This window comes from Streptomyces azureus (assembly GCF_001270025.1).
Classification (GTDB): Bacteria; Actinomycetota; Actinomycetes; order Streptomycetales; family Streptomycetaceae; genus Streptomyces; species Streptomyces azureus.
This window is the reverse complement of the sequence record NZ_DF968211.1, coordinates 13,170-34,728: the sequence shown is the minus strand read 5'-3', so window position 1 is coordinate 34,728 and position 21,559 is coordinate 13,170. Positions and strand designations below refer to the sequence as shown.

General features: G+C 67.5%; 15 protein-coding genes and 2 pseudogenes. 11 read left to right on the top strand and 6 right to left on the bottom strand.

The features are described 5' to 3' along the window. The 4 genes and pseudogenes from AOQ53_RS05015 to eccE form a co-directional block, all read right to left on the bottom strand. Nucleotides 1–719 (bottom strand): annotated as a pseudogene (locus AOQ53_RS05015) (topoisomerase II); the annotation flags it as partial. A gap of 741 nt (nucleotides 720–1,460) precedes the next feature. Further along, nucleotides 1,461–1,622: pseudogene (locus AOQ53_RS47260) on the bottom strand (SCO5717 family growth-regulating ATPase); the annotation flags it as partial. A 301-nt stretch (nucleotides 1,623–1,923) separates the two neighbouring features. After that, nucleotides 1,924–2,712, bottom strand: coding sequence for a hypothetical protein (locus AOQ53_RS05005; RefSeq protein WP_408055137.1), 789 nt, complete (start codon nucleotides 2,710–2,712; stop codon nucleotides 1,924–1,926). After that, a complete protein-coding gene (gene eccE / locus AOQ53_RS05000) occupies nucleotides 2,709–4,025 on the bottom strand; it encodes a type VII secretion protein EccE (RefSeq protein WP_078945158.1) in 1,317 nt (438 codons plus the stop codon). Before eccE ends, AOQ53_RS05005 begins: the two co-directional genes overlap by 4 nt. Before the next feature lie 200 nt (nucleotides 4,026–4,225). On the opposite strand from eccE, the gene eccB reads away from it, so the two are divergent. From eccB to AOQ53_RS04945, 11 genes are all read left to right on the top strand, one after another. Next, a complete protein-coding gene (eccB, locus tag AOQ53_RS04995) occupies nucleotides 4,226–5,752 on the top strand; it encodes a type VII secretion protein EccB (protein WP_059415314.1) in 1,527 nt (508 codons plus the stop codon). Between the two features lie 11 nt (nucleotides 5,753–5,763). Next, nucleotides 5,764–7,035 carry a type VII secretion-associated serine protease mycosin gene (gene mycP, locus AOQ53_RS04990; RefSeq protein WP_059415312.1) on the top strand — a complete coding sequence of 424 codons (1,272 nt, stop codon included), beginning with the start codon at nucleotides 5,764–5,766 and terminating at the stop codon, nucleotides 7,033–7,035. Further along, on the top strand, nucleotides 7,023–7,634 hold the full coding sequence (locus AOQ53_RS04985) for a hypothetical protein (RefSeq protein ID WP_059415311.1): 612 nt from the start codon (nucleotides 7,023–7,025) through the stop codon (nucleotides 7,632–7,634). The genes mycP and AOQ53_RS04985 overlap by 13 nt, the downstream gene beginning before the upstream one ends. 163 nt (nucleotides 7,635–7,797) lie before the next feature. Further along, nucleotides 7,798–8,244 (top strand): hypothetical protein, encoded by a 447-nt coding sequence (locus AOQ53_RS04980; protein WP_063888862.1) that lies wholly within the window; start codon nucleotides 7,798–7,800, stop codon nucleotides 8,242–8,244. Then, complete coding sequence (locus tag AOQ53_RS44440; RefSeq protein WP_167745680.1) at nucleotides 8,244–9,929, top strand: WXG100 family type VII secretion target; 1,686 nt, start codon at nucleotides 8,244–8,246, stop codon at nucleotides 9,927–9,929. Before AOQ53_RS04980 ends, AOQ53_RS44440 begins: the two co-directional genes overlap by 1 nt. 125 nt (nucleotides 9,930–10,054) lie before the next feature. Continuing rightward, nucleotides 10,055–11,221: a S8 family serine peptidase gene (locus AOQ53_RS04970; RefSeq protein ID WP_059415319.1), complete on the top strand. Its 1,167-nt coding sequence runs from the start codon at nucleotides 10,055–10,057 to the stop codon at nucleotides 11,219–11,221. Between the two features lie 93 nt (nucleotides 11,222–11,314). After that, on the top strand, nucleotides 11,315–11,653 hold the full coding sequence (locus AOQ53_RS04965; RefSeq protein ID WP_059415308.1) for a WXG100 family type VII secretion target: 339 nt from the start codon (nucleotides 11,315–11,317) through the stop codon (nucleotides 11,651–11,653). Between the two features lie 88 nt (nucleotides 11,654–11,741). Next, nucleotides 11,742–12,044: a WXG100 family type VII secretion target gene (locus AOQ53_RS04960; protein WP_059415306.1), complete on the top strand. Its 303-nt coding sequence runs from the start codon at nucleotides 11,742–11,744 to the stop codon at nucleotides 12,042–12,044. A 207-nt stretch (nucleotides 12,045–12,251) separates the two neighbouring features. Then, nucleotides 12,252–12,737: a hypothetical protein gene (locus tag AOQ53_RS04955; protein WP_059415305.1), complete on the top strand. Its 486-nt coding sequence runs from the start codon at nucleotides 12,252–12,254 to the stop codon at nucleotides 12,735–12,737. Nucleotides 12,738–12,747: 10 nt separating this feature from the next. Beyond that, nucleotides 12,748–15,042, top strand: coding sequence for a hypothetical protein (locus AOQ53_RS04950; protein WP_059415304.1), 2,295 nt, complete (start codon nucleotides 12,748–12,750; stop codon nucleotides 15,040–15,042). Then, nucleotides 15,039–15,674 (top strand): hypothetical protein, encoded by a 636-nt coding sequence (locus tag AOQ53_RS04945; RefSeq protein WP_148640290.1) that lies wholly within the window; start codon nucleotides 15,039–15,041, stop codon nucleotides 15,672–15,674. The genes AOQ53_RS04950 and AOQ53_RS04945 overlap by 4 nt, the downstream gene beginning before the upstream one ends. A 330-nt stretch (nucleotides 15,675–16,004) precedes the next feature. Here the strand turns inward: AOQ53_RS04945 and AOQ53_RS04940 are convergent, their stop codons facing one another. Both AOQ53_RS04940 and eccCa read right to left on the bottom strand, forming a co-directional pair. Then, nucleotides 16,005–16,466, bottom strand: coding sequence for a hypothetical protein (locus tag AOQ53_RS04940; protein ID WP_059415301.1), 462 nt, complete (start codon nucleotides 16,464–16,466; stop codon nucleotides 16,005–16,007). A 991-nt stretch (nucleotides 16,467–17,457) separates the two neighbouring features. After that, on the bottom strand, nucleotides 17,458–21,432 hold the full coding sequence (gene eccCa / locus AOQ53_RS04935; RefSeq protein ID WP_174523231.1) for a type VII secretion protein EccCa: 3,975 nt from the start codon (nucleotides 21,430–21,432) through the stop codon (nucleotides 17,458–17,460). Nucleotides 21,433–21,559 lie beyond the last annotated feature (127 nt).

Below are 21,559 nucleotides of genomic sequence, written 5' to 3'. Positions count from 1 at the left end.
AGCGGCGGCATGGCCTGCGGGGCCGGGGGAGTCCAGGCGGGCTGTGCGTCCGACCCATCCGGCCCGGCGGTGTCCTGCGGAACGCTGTCCTCGGGAGCAGCGTCGGCGGGCACCGCGCCGGCGGGCTCTGAGTCCAAGGCCCGGGCGTCGGAAGCCGGGGCGTCGGCAGGCTGTGCGGCGGCGGGCGGGGCGTCGTCGGGCTGGGCGCCGGCCGGCTCGGGAGCGGCCGTGACCTCGTCCGCGGGCACTACATCTGCCGGGTCCTCATCGGCAGTCACCGCGTCCGCCGCGGGCACGGCATCCACCGAGTCCGCATCCGCAGTCACGGAGTCCTCAGGCTCGGCATTCTGCGGCACGGCCTCGTCCGCCTCCGCCTCCGCCTCCGGAGCTTCCTCCTCCGGTGCGGTCACCGCGGGGTTCACGTTCCCGCTGGCGGCATCGTCGGAAGCAGGACCGTCCGCACCGGACACGTCAGCCACGTCGACCGCGGCCGCCGTGTCGGAGGAGACGTCCTCGTCGGCGATGGTCGGAGCGTCCTCGACGTCACCGCCGGACTCCTCGCCCGGCTGCTCCCCGTCAGCCGGACCGGAAGCGACCGCGCTGTGCTCGTCCCTGCTCTTGTCTTCGTCCCGGTCCTCGTCGGCCGACTCCAGCCGGGCCTCGGCCTCGGCGGCACGCTCCGCGATCTCCCGCTTCAGGGCAACGGCGGAGAAGCGCATCGTGGCACCGCTCTCCAGATCACCGTTCTCCGGCTCCGCGTCATCGGCAGCCGGAGCAGCCGAAGCAGCCGGGGGCGTGGCCGGAGCGGCCGAAGCCTCGGGAGTGGCCGGAGCTTCCGCCGGAGCGGCCGGCGCCCACTGCGCCTGATACCCACCGACGGGGATGTTCGGCACGGCTGTAGGAGAGGCCGGATCCGCCGCGGCCGCCTCGGTCCGCTCCTGCGGATGCGACCCCGGTGACTGCGCTCCCTGCGACTGCTGCGACCCCTGCGGCTCGAACCCCACCGGAAGCCTGGGCACGGCAGCCGGCCCTCCGGTAGACGGCCCCCCGGCAGCAGGCGCGGGCGGCGTGAAGGGCGTGCCCGGCGAGGGCGCGGGAGGCGCGGGAGGCGTGAACGAAGCCCCTGGAGCAGGCGACGGCGCGGGCGGCGTGAAGGGCGCTCCCGGAGCCGGAGAAGGAGCCGGTGCCGGAGCCGAGCCGGAGCCCTGCCCCTGGCCCTGCCTCGGAATGGACGACGCCCCACCGGAAGGGTTGGCATGTGGCGGCGGAGTGAGCCCCGGCAGCGGCGGAACCGGCCCGCTCGGCGCCCCGGAACCCCCGCGCCCCCCGGAACCCTGCACCCCGGAACCCTGCACCCCGGAACCGCCCTGCGGACGGGACCCCCCGGACGCCCCGGAAGCACTGGAGTCCTCGGACGCGCCCGCCCCCCGCCCCGAGCCCGAACTCCCCGAGGCGTTCTGCGTGTACCAGGCCGGCGGCGCGTAGTCGATGGTGAACTCGCCCGTCATCTCTGCCGCGGACTCCGCGTCGGGCTGGTCATCGCCGGGTGTCGCCCAGCCCCCGCGGTTCCCGTCCCGATCGCTGCTCACAGTGTTCCTCCTGGTGTGGTCGAGCACCCTCATGCCGTGCTGGGGCGACCCTTGCTTGTCGTCCGACGTCGTGCGATGTCGTTTGAGGCGTATGGAGGCCGTCCGAGGCCGTCCGATCCACAGGCGCCCCCGCTTCCCCCTGGGACGCCGACGCCTACTCCACGGGTTCTGACGTCGCGCCCTGTACCAGCCTAATCACCACACGCCTCGCCCCGGCAGGCCCGTCAGCCCCTCCACAGCAACGCCGGCCTTTGAAAGCCACGCAAATGCGACGTAATTCCTGGCGCAACAGTTGACAAACCGGGTTCTATGAGCGCTTTCGCTACGAGGTCTGTCAGTCCACCCGGCGTGGCGTACCCAACAGCCCCGTCTCCGCGTCCGTGGGCTGTGTCATCACGTACTGCCGATCGCGATCGGTACACCACAGGGTGAGACCGTCGGAGAGCCCCGGCAGGGAGTCCATCTCGGCTCGGGTGAGCGCCATCGTCCGGCCCAGCTCCGTGGCCTCGTCCGGCGATACCCTCTGAATCCCGACCAGCCGCGCCTGCCGCACGAGCCGCGGAGCGACAGGGCTGACGTACGGCAACAGGGTCAACACCGATTGCCAGGGCCCGGAGACGACCCGACCGCGAGGTGGCCGCATCCCGCAGTCCCGCACCACCAGCACCGGCGTACCGGCTGAGGCACCCTGCGGCGGCACCCGCCCGACGTCGTACACGGCCATCCCGTTCTGCCCGCCCCCCATGGCGTGCACCATCTGCATCCAGACCTGCGCCCGCCCCGTCTCCACGGCGACCCGCGCCCCCGTCGCCGCCGCCCTGAGCGCGATGACCTGCACGGTCCACAGCCCGCCGATGAGGACGACGTCGTACGGCATCGGCCGATTGAGCCCGAGTACCGCGGGCCGGCTCTCGGCGTCCACGCCGATGACGACGCCGTCGTCGGCGACGGGGAGGGCGAGGGTGCCCAGTTGGTCGACGGTCACCGAGTGCCGCGGGTGTCTCGGGCCGATCAACCCGAAGCCGCGGCGCAGCAGTTCACGCGCCCGCCCGGGGGCAGAGGTCTGCGGCTCGCCCCGGCCGGTGGCCGCCGCCTGTCCCACGCGCGGGGTCGTCGCCGTCACCGGGTACCTCCGAGGGGCAGAGTGGCGAGCATGCCGGGTACCTGTTCCCGGTCGAGGCGGGCGAGTCCCATGCCCGTGTGCCGGGCCGCGGCCTGCACTGCGCGCCGGGCGGCGACGAGTTCGTCGTCGCTGCGCCCGGTCACCCGCAGGTGCCCGCACACGGACACCTCCTTCCGCTCCCCGCGCCTGAGCGTGAGGCTGAAGGTGGTGGCGAGGGTGGGGACGGCAGTGACCAGAGCGACGAGCTGCGGCAGCGACGGCGCCCTCTCGCCACCCAGTGCGGGCCACCGACGGATCCAGTACGTGGTGTGTCTGCGGTTGTCGCAGCGCCAGTTCCGGCCTGACTCCTCGGTCCGCCGCGCCCGCGTGTCCGTCCGCCCCGCCTCCGCCGTCACCAGCGGGTTGGCGCAGGCCGAAGTGGCGATGGCGGAGATCAGCTGCTCCTCGTCGAGGAGGGTCGTCCGGAATCCGGCTCCGGTGAGTCGGCTCGCGAGATGATCGGCGGCACGCACGACACACTTCTGCGCTCCGACCAGGCCGCCCCCGCGCGCGGCCACGGCTTCCGGGCACAGTTCCGGGTCGAGCTTCAACGCGATCCACGTGATGCGTACGGCCGGCGCACCCGTCTGTTCCTGCAAGGGCGCGTAGTTGGCGACGGCCACGGACTGCTGGGGCAGATGGATCGCGGGTGCGGGCTGGGTGTGGAGCACGACCTGCGCCGACTCCAGCCGGACACCGTCCACCTCCAGGGCGTCGTATACCAGAGAGAGCGGCAACGGCTGTCTGTTCCGCTCGGCCCGCAGCGCGGTGGCGTCGGCCTCGACATGGAGGACCGCGGTGACGAACGTACCGTCCCCGACGATTCCGACATGCCGGCGGTCACGGCCGGCGTACGTGTACGTCCGCAGACTCGGGTCGCACTCCAAGGTTGGCGCCAGCCCGGGCTCCGTGCCCTCCGGTATCGGCGTATTCGCCGCCCGCCGCTGCCGCGCACGCAACGCCTGCGCCGTGGCCAGCCATTCGGGCAGGGAACGGCCGCGGCGACGGAGGAATGAGAGCAGCACCAGACAGACTGCGAGGGCAGCCGCAGGCACCAGGGCCACGGGATCGATCACCCATCCGACGAGCAGGACGGCGGCCGCGATCTCGAACAGGACAAGACGCTGCAACCGGAATGCCCCGACCTGCCCCGAACGCACCTTGGAGCGGAATGCGCCCGGCGAGGCCGGCCGCTGCGCCGGTCTCTGCGGGGGCGCCGCAGCGCCCCGTGTCCGCGATCGGTCACGGGACCGGGCGCGCGTTCCGGATGCCATCACTCCATCCCCCCGTTTTGCTAGCAACTCGCCGGTATTTCAGCACCGCACAAGGCCCTTGATGGCCCGGGTACCCTACCCGCTCCGCAAGTCCCCGCGGATACCAGGCATAGTAGGGGGCCGCTCTGACACCGGGGGCGGGGGACCATGTCACACCTGGCGAGCGCGGCACATGTGAACACGGGGAGAGACAGGCACAGATGGCATCTCGGCGCGACCAGCTCAATGCCTACACCTTCGCGAAACGCCGCATGCTCGCGGCCTTCCTGCAGTCGTCGCCCGACGGTTCGGAGGAGGGGGCACCTCGTCCGCTGCGCGCGGTCGTCCCCGGCGTCATCGTGGGTGTGGTCGTCATGGCCGTGTTCGGGGCCTGGGGCATGTTCAAGCCCACCGCACCCAAGGGCTGGAACGAGCCCAACGCCAAGGTGATCGTCGCCAGCGACTCGACCACGCGCTACGTCGTCCTGAAGACCGGCAAACAGGTCCAGCTGCACCCGGTCCTCAACATGGCGTCCGCCAAGCTGCTCCTCAACGAGGGCCAGGGCGAGGTGGTGACCGTCGCCGAGTCCGTCCTCGACAACGGCAAGATCCCGCACGGCGTCACCATCGGCATCCCGTACGCGCCCGACCGCCTTCCCCCGGCGTCCGAGGCGGGCAGCGAGAAGCGCTGGGCGGTCTGCGAACGCCCCAGCGCGGGCGGCGAGTCCATCCAGAAGGCGGCCCTCGTCCTCGCCTCACGCGACATGAAAGCGACTGAAGGCAAGGGCGAGAAGCTGACGGGCGGTCAACTCCTCTACGTCGTCTCCCCGAACGGGACCCACTACGTGGTGGACCCGAGTGGACGCTCGTACCCCATCGACAAGAGCGATGAACTGCTGCTGCGCGCCGTCGTCGGCTCCGGACGCAAGCCGCAGAAGGTGTCCAAGGAGTGGCTGGACACCCTGCACACCGGCGACCCGATCTCCTTCCCGGAGATCCCCGACCAGGTAGGCATCGCGGCCGACGCCCCAGGTCAACTGGACGAGAAGACCAACAAGGTCGGCATGGTGCTCAAGGCGTCCGACCTCAACAGCGACCAGTACTACGTGGTGCTGCCGGGCCGGGTCGCCCCCATCTCGGCCTTCGTCGCCCAACTCCTGCTGTTCAGCGAGGACCTGGCCTCCCTCGGCCAGGCCGGTGAAGCCAAGGGCATGAGCCCCGGTGCGATCGTCCCCGGCAAGCCGTTCGGCACCGAGCACCGCTGGCCGACCGAGGACCCCCAGCCCGTCAACGAAGCCTCCGGCGCGGCAGGAAGCCGCAGCACCGTCTGCAACGTCCTGCGCGGCGTCAACGCCGGCTCCGGCGCCACGACCCTGAGCACCTGGGCGGGCACGGACTTCCCGGCCAAGCTCCCCACCGGCTCCTCCAGCGCCTACGTCACCCCCGGCTCCGGTCAGCTCTACCGCCAGTTCCAGGGCAGGGAGACCAAGGCCGGCCCCGTCTTCCTCGTCACCGACACGGGCCTGCGCTACGTCCTGCAGTCCAACGCCGACAGCGGCGCGGACGACGCCGGCATCGGTACGACGGCCAAGGACCGCGAGCAGGCCCAGCAGGAGGCCCGGCAGGCCCAGACCCGGCTCGGCTACAAGGACGTGGACCCCGCGCCGATCCCCGCCGCCTGGTCGGAGTTCCTGCCCACCGGCCCACGCCTGTCGACGACGGCGGCACGCCAGCCGCAGGGTTCCTGAGGGGTCCGGACATGCCGCACATGCCCTCCTTCCTCCGTACGGCGACCACGGTGGCGGCCGCGACCCTGCTCACGACCGCCCCCGTCGTCCTCGCGCCCCCCGCGGCGGCGGCCGACCTCCCGTACTCGGACCAGTGCTCGTTTCCCAACGGCAAGTACCCGGGCCGGCCCTGGTCCCTGCAGCGCGTCCTTCTGGACGAACTGTGGAGCCAGTCCAAGGGCAAGGGCATGCGGGTGGCGGTGATCGACACCGGCGTCGACGTGACGAACCCTCAACTCACCGAGGCTGTCGACGTGAAGAGTGGCCGCAACTTCCTGCCCAAGAACCTCAAGGACGACGACGGCAACCCGATCGAGCGGGGCAAGGAGAACGGCACCACGGACACGGTCGGCCACGGCACCAAGGTCGCCGGCATCATCGCGGCCCGGCCCGCCAAGGGCACCGGCTTCGTGGGCCTGGCCCCCGAGGCGACGATCATCCCGATCCAGCAGAACGACGCGGAGGGCAACGGCGACGTCGACTCCCTGACCGACGCGATCCGCTACGCCGTCCAGGCCGGGGCCCACGTCATCAACATCTCCCAGGACACCACGAAACCGATGACGTCGACGTCCGATCTGAAGCTGGCGATCGACCAGGCTCTGAACAAGAAGATCGTGGTCGTGGCCTCGGCGGGCAACGACGGCCTCGGCGGCAACGTCAAGGAGACCTACCCGGCCTCCTACGAGGGCGTCCTCGCCGTGGCCGCCTCGGACCGCAACAACGAGCGCGCCGCCTTCTCCCAGTCCGGCGAGTTCGTCGGCGTCGCGGCCCCCGGTGTCGACATGATCTCCACCGTCCCCAAGGGCGGCCACTGCTCCGACAACGGTACGAGCTTCTCGGCGCCGTACGTCGCCGGCCTCGCGGCGCTGATCAAGGCGAAACACCCCGACTGGACGGCCCGGCAGATCGTCGCCCAGATCGAACAGACCGCGGAGCGCACCGTCGCGGGCCACGACCGCCTGGTCGGCTGGGGAGTGGTCGACCCCGTACGCGCCCTGACGCAGGACGAACACCCCATAGAGTCTCCCAACCCCCAGGCAGGCCTGGGCAAACCGGAAGCCCCCACCCCGGCCAAGTTCCAGATCGGCGAAACCGCCGAGGAACGCAACGCCCGCCTCGCCACGTACGTGGCCGTGGGCGCGGTGGTCCTCGTCGCGGCGCTGGGCGGCACGGCGGTGGCGCTCCGGGACGCGCGGCGCAGGCAGAGGCGACGACTGGAGGGCGGATCATGGACGCGCTGACCCAACTGAATGTCCTGGGCCTCATCCTGTCCGCCGTGCTGCTGGCCATGGCCTGCATCAAGGCGGACCGCATCCGGGCGTGGCGCGCCGGCATCAATCCGTCGACCGAGGAACTGCCCGACGCCTTCTTCGTCGCCGCTCGCGTCACCTTCGTCGCCTTGGCCGGCGTTGGCATCTACCTGAGCGTGCAGGGCTTCGGCGTCTCCGACGACACGGCGTGGGATGACAGCGAGCTGACCAGCGCGGTGCAGGGGGCCACGGACGCCTTGGACGGCAGTTCCGGCTTCGGCGACATCTATGCCGAGGACAACGACACCCGCTGGATCGACGAATACGCGACGAAGATCGAAAACGAGGTCGTCGAGCACGGCGGCGGCGACGCCCCGCAGTACGGCGTGAACGCGACGCCCGCCGCCACGAGCACGGCCTCCGAGGCGCGTTACACGGTCAGCGGCGGCGGCTCGGCCTTCTGTATGCAGGTCACCCGCACCCGGTCGAAGGACGGGGACTATGAGCCGCCGGGAATCGCGGGAGGTCAGGGGACGGTGACGATCCCTTCGTACGACTTCGCGGTGACGACGCGTGAGGGGGGTTGCTGACTTCGTGGCTCGGCCGGGTCTGGTCCCCCTGGTAACTCGCATACCACAAAGTTCAGTTGGCCGCGTCTCACACTATGACTACAGTGGTCATCGAGTGTGCCGATCGGGTCAACACCTGTGCACCGCTCAACGACTTTATTAACGGGGAACGGGGAGGGAAGGCATGCTGCCTGCGGAGGGTTTCAAGGTCGGCTTGGAGGCGCTGGGGACCTTCAAGAAGCGTGTCGATGCCGTGCTCTCCACATTCGAGGGCTCACCCGGCAGCCCTCAGAAGATCGCGGCGCACGCCCTCTCCGAGGCCTCTTTCAGCGGTTCGGGCGGCTTCGCCGAGGCCAAGGGCCTCCACAGCCAGTACGAGCGCGTCCACGAACGTCTCACCGCACTCTCCAAGAACCTGGGCCTTCAGATCGAGGCGATGCAGATCGCCGTCACGGGCGCGGGCGGAAACTTCAGCAACATCGACGAGGAGGAGCGGCGGCGGTTCTGGGAGATCAGGGCTGATATCGGCCGTCAGCAGCTTGAAGCGAAGCAGGAGAGGGCAGCGGCGGAGGCTGCGAAGCAGGGCGAGTCCGCACCGAAGAGCAACAACGAGCGGACGGTCACCTACTAGTGAGCGACAAGCAGAACCCCCAGGATTCGCACCAGGCGGAGAGGGAGCAGGCCGCGGCGCAGGTCAGCGCCATCGACATGGTGAGCGGAGCGACGGGGGTAGCCCAGCTCCTCCCCTTCGGCTGGAATGTCCCCCGGGTCTTCGGCAAGACGAACTTCGAGGGCCACGCCCTGAACGACATGATCGACATGGTCGAGTCCGCAAAACCAGAGGACTTGGAGCTTGCGGGCACTGCTCTGCTGAACGCCCAGACCGCCATCGAAGACGCCGCCGAGGAACTCGAGGGCCACATCACCCGGGTCGACTGGGAGGGCGAGTCGGGCGAGGCTTTCCGCAAGTGGGGAGCCAATCTCGTCATCCACGCCCGCAAACTCGCCGCTTTCGCCGACGCCGCCGGCACCCAGATCACGGCAGCGGCCACGGGCCTCGCCTCCGTCCGCAGCGCCATGCCGCCCCGCGACACCCGCGAGGACCCCAAGGCGGTCGCGGACATTCCGACGCCCAAGCAAATCGAAAGCAACGCGGAGTACGCGGCTGCGGTCAAGGCCGAGAAGGACCGCCAAGAGGCGATCAACCAGATGAACCGGCTGGCGTCCTTCTACGCGGTGTCGGAAGAGATCATGGCGGCGCAGGAGCCGCCGACGTTCGAGCCTATGCCGGATGTGGGGGTGCCTAAGCCGGCTCCGTCCTATAGGGCGCCAATCGAGCGCAGCGATGGGGAAGTGCAAAGCCCCGGGGGACTTGCGGCTGTTCGTGAGTCCGTGGTTGCCGGATACGACACTCCGACGACGGGAACGGAACACGCGCGTTCGGGAGACACCACGCCGCCGCTGAGGAAAGTGGACGACTCGGCGATTCCGCAGGATGGGAACGTTGGCACGAGGATCGACAGCGTCGGCACCATGCTGCCCCAGGAAACCACAAGGCCGCTTACCAATGCGCCACATGCGGTGACGGGGCCGAGCGGCAACGGTGGGATCACCCCTCCCTTTCCCTCCGGCACGGTTCCTCCTGCCCAGCGCGGGCTGGCCGGCCGCACCTCGAGCTTCGGCGGAGCGAACGGCAGCAGGGCCCCGATCTCGGCTCAAGGTCGTACAGGCACTCCGAGCGGTACCCTCGGCGGTCGCGGTACGACTGGCCCGATGGGGCACGCCACCACCACGGGGCAGTCAGGTGCTCGAGGTAGCAGCGCTTCGCCCATGGGCCGAGGCGTCTCCGGCGGAATGCCACGCACTGTCGGAGGGCCGGTGGGCGACCGCTCGGGCGGCGCGAGTGCCACAGGTGCGGCGCGCGGTAATGGAATTGTCGGAGGAAGACCCGCCGCAGGTCCTCAAGGGGTGACCGGTTCCAAGGTACCGCGCGGTACGGTCGTCGGCGCTGGCGGCAATACCGGCTCCGGTGCGCCCGCTGGCCAAATCGGGCAGCGCGGGGTGATCGGAGCGCCGAACTCCACCCCTGGCGCTCGTCCGGCCCAGACTGCGCGTCCAGCCGCGGGCAATGCCGACGGCGTCGTCGGTACACCCAAGGGGCGAGCCCCATCAGGGAGAAGCGGTGGACCGGCCGGTGGCGGTGCAGGCGCGCCGCACGGCCGCACGGGAAACCGACGAAACACGAACCGCAGGGATCGTGAGGGTGAGTCTCAACCGGAGACCCCGCGACGCAACACGCCACCAGTGACTGACTGATCAAAGCGAGGATCTACAGCGGCATGACAGGGACCAGCCCACGTGGCGGATTGACGGCGTTCTTCGCAGGACGTGCCGGAAGACGGGTGTCCACCGCGTGCGCGGCACTCGGTGCTTTCGCATTCATGTCTTCGGGGCTGGCTCCGAGCGCGACTGCCGCAGACGTTCAGTCGAAGCAGTGGTACTTGAACGCGATGCACGCCGAAGACATGTGGAAGATCAGCACCGGCAAAGGCGTCAAAGTTGCCGTGCTGGACACCGGCGTGAATCCCGATACACCTTCCCTGAAGGGTCAAGTACTCGGGGACGAGGTACCGGATGCAGTCTCGTACAACGCTACCGAGGACTATGACGGCCACGGCACCAGCATGGCGGAATTGATTGCCGGGACTGGTGCCGGAGAGGGTATGCAGGGCTTGGCCCCGGGGACGAAGATCATTCCCATTCGGATGCTCGTCAACGGTGTGAAGAACGAGACCGACAAGAAGAAGACCCCCTCCGCGGCGGATGCGATTAAGGCGGCTGCGGACAGCGACGCTCAGATCATTAACATGTCCTACGGCGGTCGCTTCATCGACCCGGACGAGGAGAAGGCCATCAAGTACGCCCACGCCAAGGGTAAGTTGATGTTTGCCGGCACCGGCAACGATGCTGATTCCAAGAACGTCATCGACTACCCTGCGGCCTACCCCTACGTGGTCGGGGTGGCTGCCGCAGACGACAAGGGGAAAGTGGGCGAATTCTCGGAGTACGGCAACTATGTCGATCTGTCAGCTCCTGGTCTCAACGTTCCCACGTGGTGCGACGCAACATTTCGCTCGTACTGCGACGGTGAAGGAACGAGTATGGCTACTGCCATCGCCTCCGCCTCAGCCGCCCTCATCTGGTCCGCCCACCCCGACTGGACGGCCAACCAGGTCCTGCGCACCATGATCGATACAGCTGGCCGTACCTGGGCGAAGGGCGAGCGGAGCAACTACCTCGGCTACGGCGCCGTCCGCCCCCGCAAGGTGCTGGAGAACAGCAACATCAACCCGGGGTCAGCCGCCACCGACCCCCTCAGCTTCGAGAACGGAACCGGCGTCACGGGCGTCACCGCCTCACCCTCCGCTCCCGCATCAACCTCGTCACAGGCCCCCAAGAACAGTTCCGGCGGCCAGACTTCGGCGGCAGGATCGATCTCGGAGCCGTCCGACAGCACCACGATGTGGGTCGCCCTCGGAGCCGCAGGGGCTGTCCTGGTAATCGGGGGCGGAGCCTTCGCGGTGATCCGCGCGCGCCGAAAAGCATGACGACTCACACACGTCAACCGGTCACACACGACCTCTCCGACGCGGTGACGCGCTCGGAAACGAACCACAGCTCTTACGAAGGAGAGTGCACAAATGGTCGACCGCAAGCTTAATGAAGGCGATGTACAGAGGCTTCAGACTGAGGTCGTCGATCGGTACGACAACATCAGGGGATCGCTCGCGAAGCTGCAGGGCACGATCGACATGATCGAGAAGGCCTGGAGGGGACAGGGCGCCCAGGCGTTCAACATGAAGCAGACGGAAATCAACCAGCACATGGCCGCGATCGGCAAGATGCTCGACGACTTCCTCGAGGGCATCAACCTGAACAAGATCGACAAGCGCAACCTCGAAGACCAGATCGAGGCCGACCTCAAGCAGATCTCGGTGGACGATCTCGGTGGAAAGACTTCGGCGCTCAACAGCTACTGAAGCTACTGACGAGCCATCGGCGGCAAGGGGCCGCAACGTGGTCCGGGCTGCGCAGTCCGGCTGAAATCTGCATAGAAACGAGGGAAACATGTCCGGAGCCCACTACGACGAACTGGCCGTCACGTACGGCACCATGGATGCGCTCGCCACCGAGCTCGGCAACCAGGCAAAGAAGCTCGAGGAGGACCTCGAGGCCCTGAAGCAGGCCGTGCTCAACGTGTCCTCGGGCTGGGGCGGCGAGGCGTACGAGGAGTTCCAGAAGAAGTCCAAGCAGTGGGACACGCACGCGCGGGGCATCCACACGGCGCTGGTCCAGATCTCCCAGCGCGTCCACACCGCCGGCGGTGACTACCGAGGCGGCGACCTGAAGGGCGCCAGCTACTTCCAGTAGGAGCGCGCAGTCGGCAGAAACAGGGTGGGCACGCACGGGAGGTGCCCACCCTGCATTGCATCAAATCAGCCGGGTTTTTTCCTGGTGATGTTCGACTGCTCAGACCATTGCCGCCGTTGGTAAGTTGAGGCGAGAGTAAAAAAGCTCCGCGGTCAGTCGACATCGGGACTGACGCGTCAACGGGGACCAAGGGGAGGGCGTGGGGGTATGGCCTGGGACGAGTGGGAGCAGCTCAAAGCCGAGGTGACCCAGAATGGATCGACAGGCATGCAACTCAACCAACTCGCCGCGGATGGTGGTGGAGGAGGCGGGAGTGGAGTTGCCGGTGATCTGGTGGTCAACCAGGACGACCTCGGCGCCGTCGGCCATGACGCGTTCACCCTCTACGAGGACCTTCGCACTGGGACGGACATCGCTGGCGCAGGCATGAACAAGGATGGGGCCGGATCGACGATGCAGGCCGCCGCCTCGCTGAAGTCGCATGGTTTCGCGATGGGGGGTGCACTGGAGTTGACGGTCGAGGTCTGGACGTCCCAGTCCAAGGCGGTGCTTCAGGCGTGCGCGCACATCTCCAATCACCTCGACTACAGCAAAAAGCTGCACGCCGAGGACGACGCCCATGTTGCGGCTGTACTGCGCAGCCGAGACGGCTTGGCTGAGTCCGTGTCAGAGCTGAGCAAGTACTTCAAGTAGGAGCAGCCCGGTGGCCGTCAAGTACATGGATCTGGTTGAGGTAGACCTCGGCAAGCTGGCCATGGCTGTTTCAGATTGGAAGAACGCCGTTGACAAGCTCAAGACTGCAGCGGAGAACGCGCGCAGGGGAATGAGGGCCAAGTCGGACAAGGCCCGGTGGGCTGGTGCGAACGCCACGGTGACACGCGGCTTCGTCACCAAGACGACGAAGGAGATCGCAGACCTCCACACCGAGGCGGACAGCATCTACCAGGTCCTCAACGACGCTCACACGGAACTTGCCTCGCTTCAAAATCAGATCAAGACCGCGGTCCAGACCGATGCGCGGAACCTCGGGGTCCGCGTCGAGGACATCGGCGACGGCAAGGTCCGCTGCTACTTCCAGCACATCCGCGGCGACACCGACGAGCGCACCCAGGATCAGCTCGATGCCAAGCAGGAGTTGGAGAGTCGGATCAACCGGCTCATCGCGCACGCCACAGAGATCGATGCGTCGGTGGCCCGCGCGCTCCGCAAGAGTCACGGCAGCGATCCGCGCAACGCCGGGCACAGCTCGTACGAGAATCTCGACGAGGTCCAAGCCGAACGCGCTGCAGAGCTTGCCAAGCTCGGCCCGGAGATGAGCGATAAGCAATACATGGAGTTGAACTCCATCATGAGGTTCAACGCCAAGGACGCGGACTTCTCCACGGACTTCTACAAGTCACTTGGCGGTCCGAAGGACGCTCTGGAGTTCTACGGCCGCATGTCGCTCGACGGGACAATCGGAGACGACAAGCGACGCCTCGCCCTCAGTCGGCAGCTCCAGCGGAACATGGGTGTGGCTCTGGCCTCTGCCACCGACCCCGACAACAAGTCGCACCTGCCGGCGAACTGGGCGACGGACTTCCGCAAGCTGGGCACGCAGCAGCTACAGCTCTATCCCGGTGGGAGCAACGCACCGTACGGCTATCAGGTCTTGGGCGGAATCCTGCGTTATGGCAACTATGATGCGCGGTTCATCAACCCCATCGCCGAGCACGTCGTCCAGCTGCATCGCGAGAACCCTGACCGGTTCATGGGCAACAAGCCCATGGCCCCAGGATCCGACCTCGACTGGGGCTACAACCCGTCAGGAAAGAACGGCGCGGGCTACGACCCGCTTTCGAGCGTGCTGGAAGGACTCGGACACAGTCCGGAGGCCGCAAAGAAGTTCTTCACTGACGAGCCGACCGTGTACAAGGAGGACGGCACGGTCGACAAGAACGGCACGCTCGGCTACGACTACTTCGACGCTCTGAACGACAAGGACTTTGAGTGGGCTCCTGACAGCCTCGTACACCCCGGCAGTGACGAGGCGAAGCATGCACGGGCGATGGGCCCCGACGCCCTCGGGCACGCGCTGACGGCGGCGGTCACCGGTGACGCCTGGGATGCGGACCCGCCGGAGCTACATCGGGACGAGGATACGGCCGAGATTATGAAGAAGGTCATCGAGCGCTACAACGTCGCCTCCGAGGAAGGGCCGCCGCCCGAGGGCATGAAGGACAGCCTAGCCAAGATGGGCGCGTCGTACATTGACGACCTCAACTACTCGATCATGGATTTCGGCGGCTCGGGCGATGCGCTGGAACGAGACGCGCTCTTCGAAAACAGCAGCGACGGATCAACGCGAACGTCCTTCGACGAGCAGAAGGCGCGGAACTTCATGATGCTGGTGGCCGGCGACGAGGACGGATACAAGTCACTAACCTCGGCTCAGCAGCTCTATATGGCGAGTGGTCTCGCGGCGTTCGAGACCGACGAGGATCGCGGAATTGCGTTTGCCCAAAACGCCGCGAAAGTGCATGGAATCCTCGATGAATCACGATCCCACGGGATTCGTGAGGAATTCAAGGATTCGGAAGAGGCTCAGCAGATGCTGCAGGAGCAGAATGGAGAGTGGCGCAAGTCACTCGTCAGTGGAGGAGTCACGGTGGCAGCGACGGCGGGTGCCGCGATACTGCTCGGCCCGGCAGCGGGTGTTGTGGCCGCCACCGCCGTCCCGTTGGTCATGGAGTCCGCCGGGTCCGCTGTCAGTACCGCATATGGCAACCACACGCTGGAATACCTGAAGGACCACGAGTACACGAACGACCCTCAGGCACTCCAAGCCGTTCAGGACGTGGAGAAGATCGGCGAGCGGGCGGCCACCCAGCCTGTTCTTAACTTCGCCCAGACCACCGGCATGAGTAACAAGGAGGCAACCGATCTCATCAATGAGATCGAACAGTCTTACTTGGCTGGGAAAACGGCTATCTCGAACAATGAAAAGGTGTCATCGTGAGACCGCTGATCCGGATTTCCTGGTGTGGGGCTATAGCGGTGCTAGCATTGTCGACAGGCTGCTCGGGCGAACAGTCTCTGAGTGAGAAGTACCCCACGCAGTGGAAGACCTGTAACGCACTGTTCGGAGCCAAGAACATGGAGTCTCTGCGGGATATCCTTGATTCCGACGATCTCAAGTTCTCCAGCAGTGCTCTTTCAGTTGACCAGCTCAAGAAGGATCTGACGCAAGAAGCGATCGCCCCCTACGACAAATCCAGGGGATTTGAGGAATACGACGCCTGTGGGCTCTCGGGCAACGGTCGCCTTACGTCGATGGCGGGGTGGGCAGCAGACTCCCTGAAGGCCGTGCAGGCCAACACCGAGCGCTGGCATCGAGTAGCCGCGGACGTCTATGTAGCTGACACCTCCGGCGTGGGCGGAGACGTCGACCTCGTTTTCCGCTGTGCCATCAAGGGCGCAAGTCAGCAGGCGCAGGTGCTTCTCGAAGCCAGGGTCAGCGCGCCGGATCCCCCGAGAGTCTCGGAGGCGTTCCACCAGCAGTTGGCCGTCAAGATGGCTCGCACGCTGCGGGATGAGCTGGCATGCACCAATGAGCCGAACATCCCAGATGACTTGGGCATTGGCGGGTGAGTCGGTCTGTTCTGTTCTCCTAGTACCAGGTGATCGACCACGCTCCGGACCGTTCCCCGGAACTGGCGTGCACTGGCGACCTACTCAGCGAACAGAGCCGAGGGCTGCGCCTGGTGGAGGCCCTGGCGTGGCGATGGGGTTGGCATCGCATGGGCTTCGATGAGAAGCGGGTCTGGTGCACCTTTGTCACCGAACCCGGCGGGAACGTTCAGATCTCAGTAGCAGCCTGCGATGATCTAGAGAACGTTCTGCCGCAGCAACAGAACAAAGTGATCGCATGCTCCTCTGGCGACCCGGAGGAGCATGCGATCACGGTCAGTCCTTCAACGATCAGAGCTTGAATACGCCCCGCCAGGTCCATCCGAGGCCGAGTACTACGTTCCGCAAAGGGTCTGTCATCTCCCGCGTGTCGAAGCGGAACGCCTCGACCCTGTGCCGACGGCCGTCGGGACCCTGCTTCGTCTCCCACTGGCGGTATACCGCAGGCGCGTGCCCACGTCCGTACTTCGCATTGGCGTTGTTAGACGAACGGTTCTCCCACCGCTCATCGAGGAAACGTACCTCGCGCTTCTCCGGGATCAGGCGCATCCGGGTCTTGAGGGTCACGCCCACCTGCCGGACCTTGCACTCCGCCACTAGGTCAGCCTTCTCGTCAGGGAAAGCATTGCGCACGCGGTACGGCACGTCCGGCCGGTTGAGCGCGAGCAGTGCGGCCCGAACCTCGTCGGAAGAACGCGCTTCGACACCGCTGTCTGGGCGCTTGGTGCCGGTCAGTCTGTCGAAGAGGCCCATCTCTATGCCGCTCTCCCGGTGTTCGGGCCAACAGTGCGGTCATCGCCCCCGTCGGCTCGATTGGTGTGCTTTCGCCAGACTGGCAACTTGTCCACCTTCCATAGGCGGCCGAGATACTCCCGCGAGCGCCGCTCCATTGTGCGTCCGTCGCCAATCCGACCTGTACCAGGAGGCTGGGCCCTTCGCCGGGACACGAAGGCCCCTCGTCCGGTAGGCATCGGCAGTGACCGAACCACGCCGAGCATGGTCGTCGCCCTCGCCGGGGTTGCCGGCCAGCCCGCCCCCTGTGCGAACTTAGCGAAGACCAGCCCCCGGGGGGCGGGTGGGCTAGCTACTCACATGCGTACGTGATGCTTGCGCGTCATGATTGCGTGTCATTACGGCGAAGTCGTTGTTGTGTCTGGAGCTACTCGTCGATCTTTGGCGTCATGTCACACTTCGCTTTGGCGTGAGTATACGAAGAGGCAGTCCTTGTGAGCTTGATCAGCTCATCGCGCACCGCGTCATCGCTGGAGTTTCCCGCCTGCTTCAGCTCAGTGGAAACGCTGAGATTGTATTGTCCACCTGGAGCCTTCCCGGGTGAAGTGCATGGTACGAAGATGGCCGCGAACCTACTGGAGGCGACGGCTTTATCTCCGGCCGTGAAGGGTGTGAGTGATTTGGTGGATTCCTCGTTCGCAGCTGTGCCTTTGACCCACTGAGTCCAGCTTTTTTGCCGGCCTTCCATCAAGCGTGCTTTCACGACCAGTAGCTGTTTGTCGCCCCCAGAGACGAAACATGAGGACTCATAGTTGGTGTCCGTGACGTCAACGCGAAGGCTCGCATTTTCGTCGATCCGCTTTAACCGACACCTCGAGCCCGACGGGTCGTTCGCCTCAGGACCCCAGAACGGACGCTCCTGAAATCCGCCATCACAGCGCACGCTGATCGGCCGCACCGAGCCCCACGAGCACCAGAGCCAACGGGAGCAGGAAGATCCCTACCCCGACCATCAGAACGTCCCTTCCGGACTCAACCCGATCTGCACCAACGGCTTCCCCCGCCGCCGAGACACAAAGACCCCCCGCCCCGCAGGCATAGGCCGCGGCCGAACCCCACCGAGCAGGTCACCCTCACCCGGATCGCCGGCCAGCACCACACCCTGCGCGCCCAGCTCCTTCACCCGCTGCATGAACGCCTCGTAAGACGCCCGCCCCGCGCCAGCTGTCGACCGCGCGATGATGAACCGCACCCCCACATCCCGGGCGAACGGCAAGAGCTCCGTCAGTCCTGCCAGGGGGTTCCCGCTCGACGTGGCCACGAGGTCGTAGTCGTCGATGACGACGTACACCGTGGGCCCGCGCCACCAGCTCCGGTCCCGAAGCTGCTGGGCCGTGACGTCGGCCGTCGGTGTGCGGCGCTTCATCAGGTCGGCCAGGGCGGCCATGTGGTGGTCCATGGAGTTGGACATGGGGATGTACTCGGCGAGGTGGGACGACGGCGTCACGTCCAGCAGCGAGCGCCGGTTGTCGATGACGAACAGCTTGGCCTCGTCGCCCGAGTACCGCTGCGTCACCTGCTTGATCAGCAGCCGCAGCAGGTTCGACTTGCCCGACTCGCTCTCGCCGAAGACGAGGAAGAACGGGTCCTGCTCGAAGTCGACGAAGACCGGTTCGAGGTTGTCCTCGTCGAGGGCGAAGGCGACGCCGCGGCGCGGGAAGCGACCGCCCGGGGGCAGCTGCTCGGCAGAGAACTCGCGGGGCAGCAACCGGACTTCGGGAGCGCCGGGCGCCTGCCAGTGCCGGGAGACCTCGGTCGCAAGGGCCGCCGTGGCGTCCGCCAGGTCCGTGTCGGAGGTCAGACCGTCGATGCGCGGCACCGCCGCCATGAAGTGCAGCTTCTGAGGGGCCTGTCCGCGGCCGGGCACGCCCGCCGGAACGTTCGCGGCCACCTTGCGGTCCAGCTCGGAGTCCATCGTGTCGCCGAGCCGCAGCTCCAGGCGGTTCATCAGGTGGTCCTTGAGGTTGGCCCTGACCTCCATCGAGCGTGAGGCCGTCAGGATCAGGTGGACGCCGTAGCCGAGACCACGCGCGGCGATTTCGTGGATCACCTGGTCCATCGCCTCGTAGTCCGCTCGGAAGTTGCCCCAGCCGTCGATGACCAGGAACACGTCACCCCAGGGCTGATCCGTGACCGAGATCTCGCCCCGGGCCCGCCTGGCCCGGAAGTCCGCGATCGACGCGATGCCGGCGGAGCGGAAGTACTCCTCGCGGCGGGTCAGCACGCCGTACACCTCGGCCACCGTGCGCCGCACCCGCTCCGGATCCAGGCGCGAGGCGACCCCGCCCACGTGCGGCAGTCCGGCCACCGCCGCCATGCCGCCACCGCCGAAGTCGAGGCCGTAGAACTGCACTTCGTACGGCGTGTGCGTGAGTGCGAACGCCGAGATCAGGGTGCGCAGCAGCGTCGACTTGCCGGACTGCGGCCCGCCGATGATCTGCATGTGGCCGGCCGCGCCGGAGAAGTCGACCCAGAGCGGGTCGCGGCGCTGCTCGTACGGCTTGTCCACCAGGCCCGCCGGTACGATCAGGCGGCCGGCACCCTCGTAGCCCGGCTGTGTGAGGCCGCGGCCCTGCACCGCCGTGAGGCCGGGCAGGAGCCCGTCGAGCGGCGGCGGACTGTCCAGCGGCGGCAGCCACACCTGGTGAGCCGCCGGACCCTGCGCCTCCAGCCGGCGCACGATCACGTCGAGCACGGTGTCGGCGAGCGCGTCGTCGACCTCCGGACCGTCCGAAGTGGAAGGGCGCTGCCGCGGCACAGCCACGTACTGCACCGGCACCTCGGCTGCCGTGAACAGTACCGGCCGCCGGTCCACCGGCAGCGCGCCGCCGGCCGACCCCGCCCGCTGCGTGCCCGAGCGGTACACGCCGGAGACGTACGCCGCCTTGAAACGCACCATCTCGCCCGTGCCGAACTTCAGAAGGCCGGAGCCCGGGACGTTCGGCAGTTCATAGGCGTCCGGTACGCCGATCGCCGCGCGGGACTCCGCGGCGGAGAAGGTACGCAGTCCGACTCGGTACGACAGGTAGGTCTCCAGACCACGCAGGCGTCCTTCCTCCAGTCGCTGCGACGCCAGCAGCAGATGCACGCCGAGCGACCGGCCGATGCGGCCGATCTGCACGAACATCTCGATGAAGTCGGGCTTCGCCGTCAGCAGCTCACTGAACTCGTCGATGACCAGCACCAACGACGGAATGGGCTGCAGGGCCGCACCAGCCGCGCGGGCTTTCTCGTAGTCGTGGATGTTGGCGTAGTTGCCCGCGTCGCGCAGCATCTCCTGGCGGCGGTTGAGTTCGCCGCGGATGGAGTCGCCCATGCGGTCGACCAGGGTGAGGTCGTCCGCGAGGTTGGTGATGACGGCCGCCACGTGCGGCATCCGCGCCATACCGGCGAAGGTCGCGCCGCCCTTGAAGTCCGCCAGGACGAAGTTGAGCGTCTCCGACGAATGGGTGACCGCCAGGCCCAGTACCAGGGTGCGCAGCAGCTCCGACTTGCCGGAGCCGGTGGCGCCCACGCACAGGCCGTGCGGGCCCATGCCCTCCTGCGCGGCCTCCTTGAGGTCGAGCATCACGGGGCGGCCGTCCTCGCCGACACCGATCGGCACCCGCAGCCGCTCGGCCAGCGAACGCGGCCGCCACGTGCGCTGGGTGTCGATCGACGCCGCGTCACCGAGGTTCAGCAGGTCGGTGAACTCCAGGTTGGCGAGCAGCGGTTCGTCGTCGTCCCCGCCTGAGGCCATCCGCAGCGGGGCCAGCTGCCGGGCGAGGGCCTCGGCGGACTCGTACGAGAGGACGTCGGGAGTCCCCTCGTAGACGACACCGTGCGCCGACTCCAGGTGCAGTGCTTCGGGCTGTACGACGATGGAGAGCTCGCCGCCGCCCGTGGTCAGGTCGCCGGGAACGATCTCGAGGACGGTGACCCCCTGGAGCCCTTCGGGGTTGGCCAGGACCGAGTCCGGCGGCAGGGAGAGGCCGTCGAGGACGACGACGATGTGGGGCTCCTCCGGCAGGGGTGCCGCGTTCGGGTGGAAGCGCGGGCGGCCGGTCAGCCGGGTGGCGAGCAGGTTCTCCAGCTCGCGGCTGTCGCTGTCGATCAGCCTGCGGCTGCCCGCTCCGTCCACGGCGGCGGGCGCCTGGACGTGCGGCAGCCACTTGGCCCACTCCCAGTGGGGCAGGGCCTCGCGGCCCGCCGCCACCACGATGAGCAGATCCTCCGGGGAGTGCAGCGCCGCCAGCGAGCCGGTCACGGCCCGGGCGGAGGACCGTACGGACTGCGGATCGCCGCTGATCGTGACGTGGTAGAACGCCCGCAGCGAAACCGCCATCGGCAGGTCGTCCAGGGTGCTGTGGACGGCGAGGAAGCGCTGCATCGCACCCGCGGTCAGCGGCTCCAGCTGCGCGACGGGAGCGGTCTCGGGGGCGACCAGGGCCCTGGCGAGGGCCTGCGAGCCGAGACCGATGCGGACCTGAGCGAAGTCCTCGTCGCCGGGGCGTCGTTCCCACACCCGGCTGCCCTCGGCGACCAGGGCCCACAGCTGTTCGGGTGAGGGGTGGAGGAAGTACTGCGCGTCACGCTGTGCCTTCGCCGTGTCGACGGCCGTGCGCCGGGTCTGCGCCAGGTAGCTCAGGTAGTCGCGGCGCATGTCCGCCAACTCCCCCTGGGAGCCGCGGCGGAAGCGGATCACCATCGCGACGGACATGGCGATCGTCGAGGCGATCATGATCATGCCCATGATCCTCATGAACGGCTGTCCGCTCGTGAAGAAGAAGACCACCGAGCCACCCATGCCCAACGTCGGCAGGAGCTGCATCAGCACGCTCTCCCGGTGTCCCCGCGGCAGTTCGGGCGGAGGCTGCAGGACGATCTCCTGCGTGGGCACTTCGGACGGCAGCACCCGAGGCGGGCGCTTCACGACGATGTGGCTCACTGTCATCCATTCCCTTGGCCGGCCCGAGAGTCCGTCCGCCGCCCCGTGTCAGGCGGACGCAGGCCGCCGCGTGATCCTACTGACCTCAGTGGGGACAAGGGGGCGATAGGGTGCCGGAAGTTCGCGT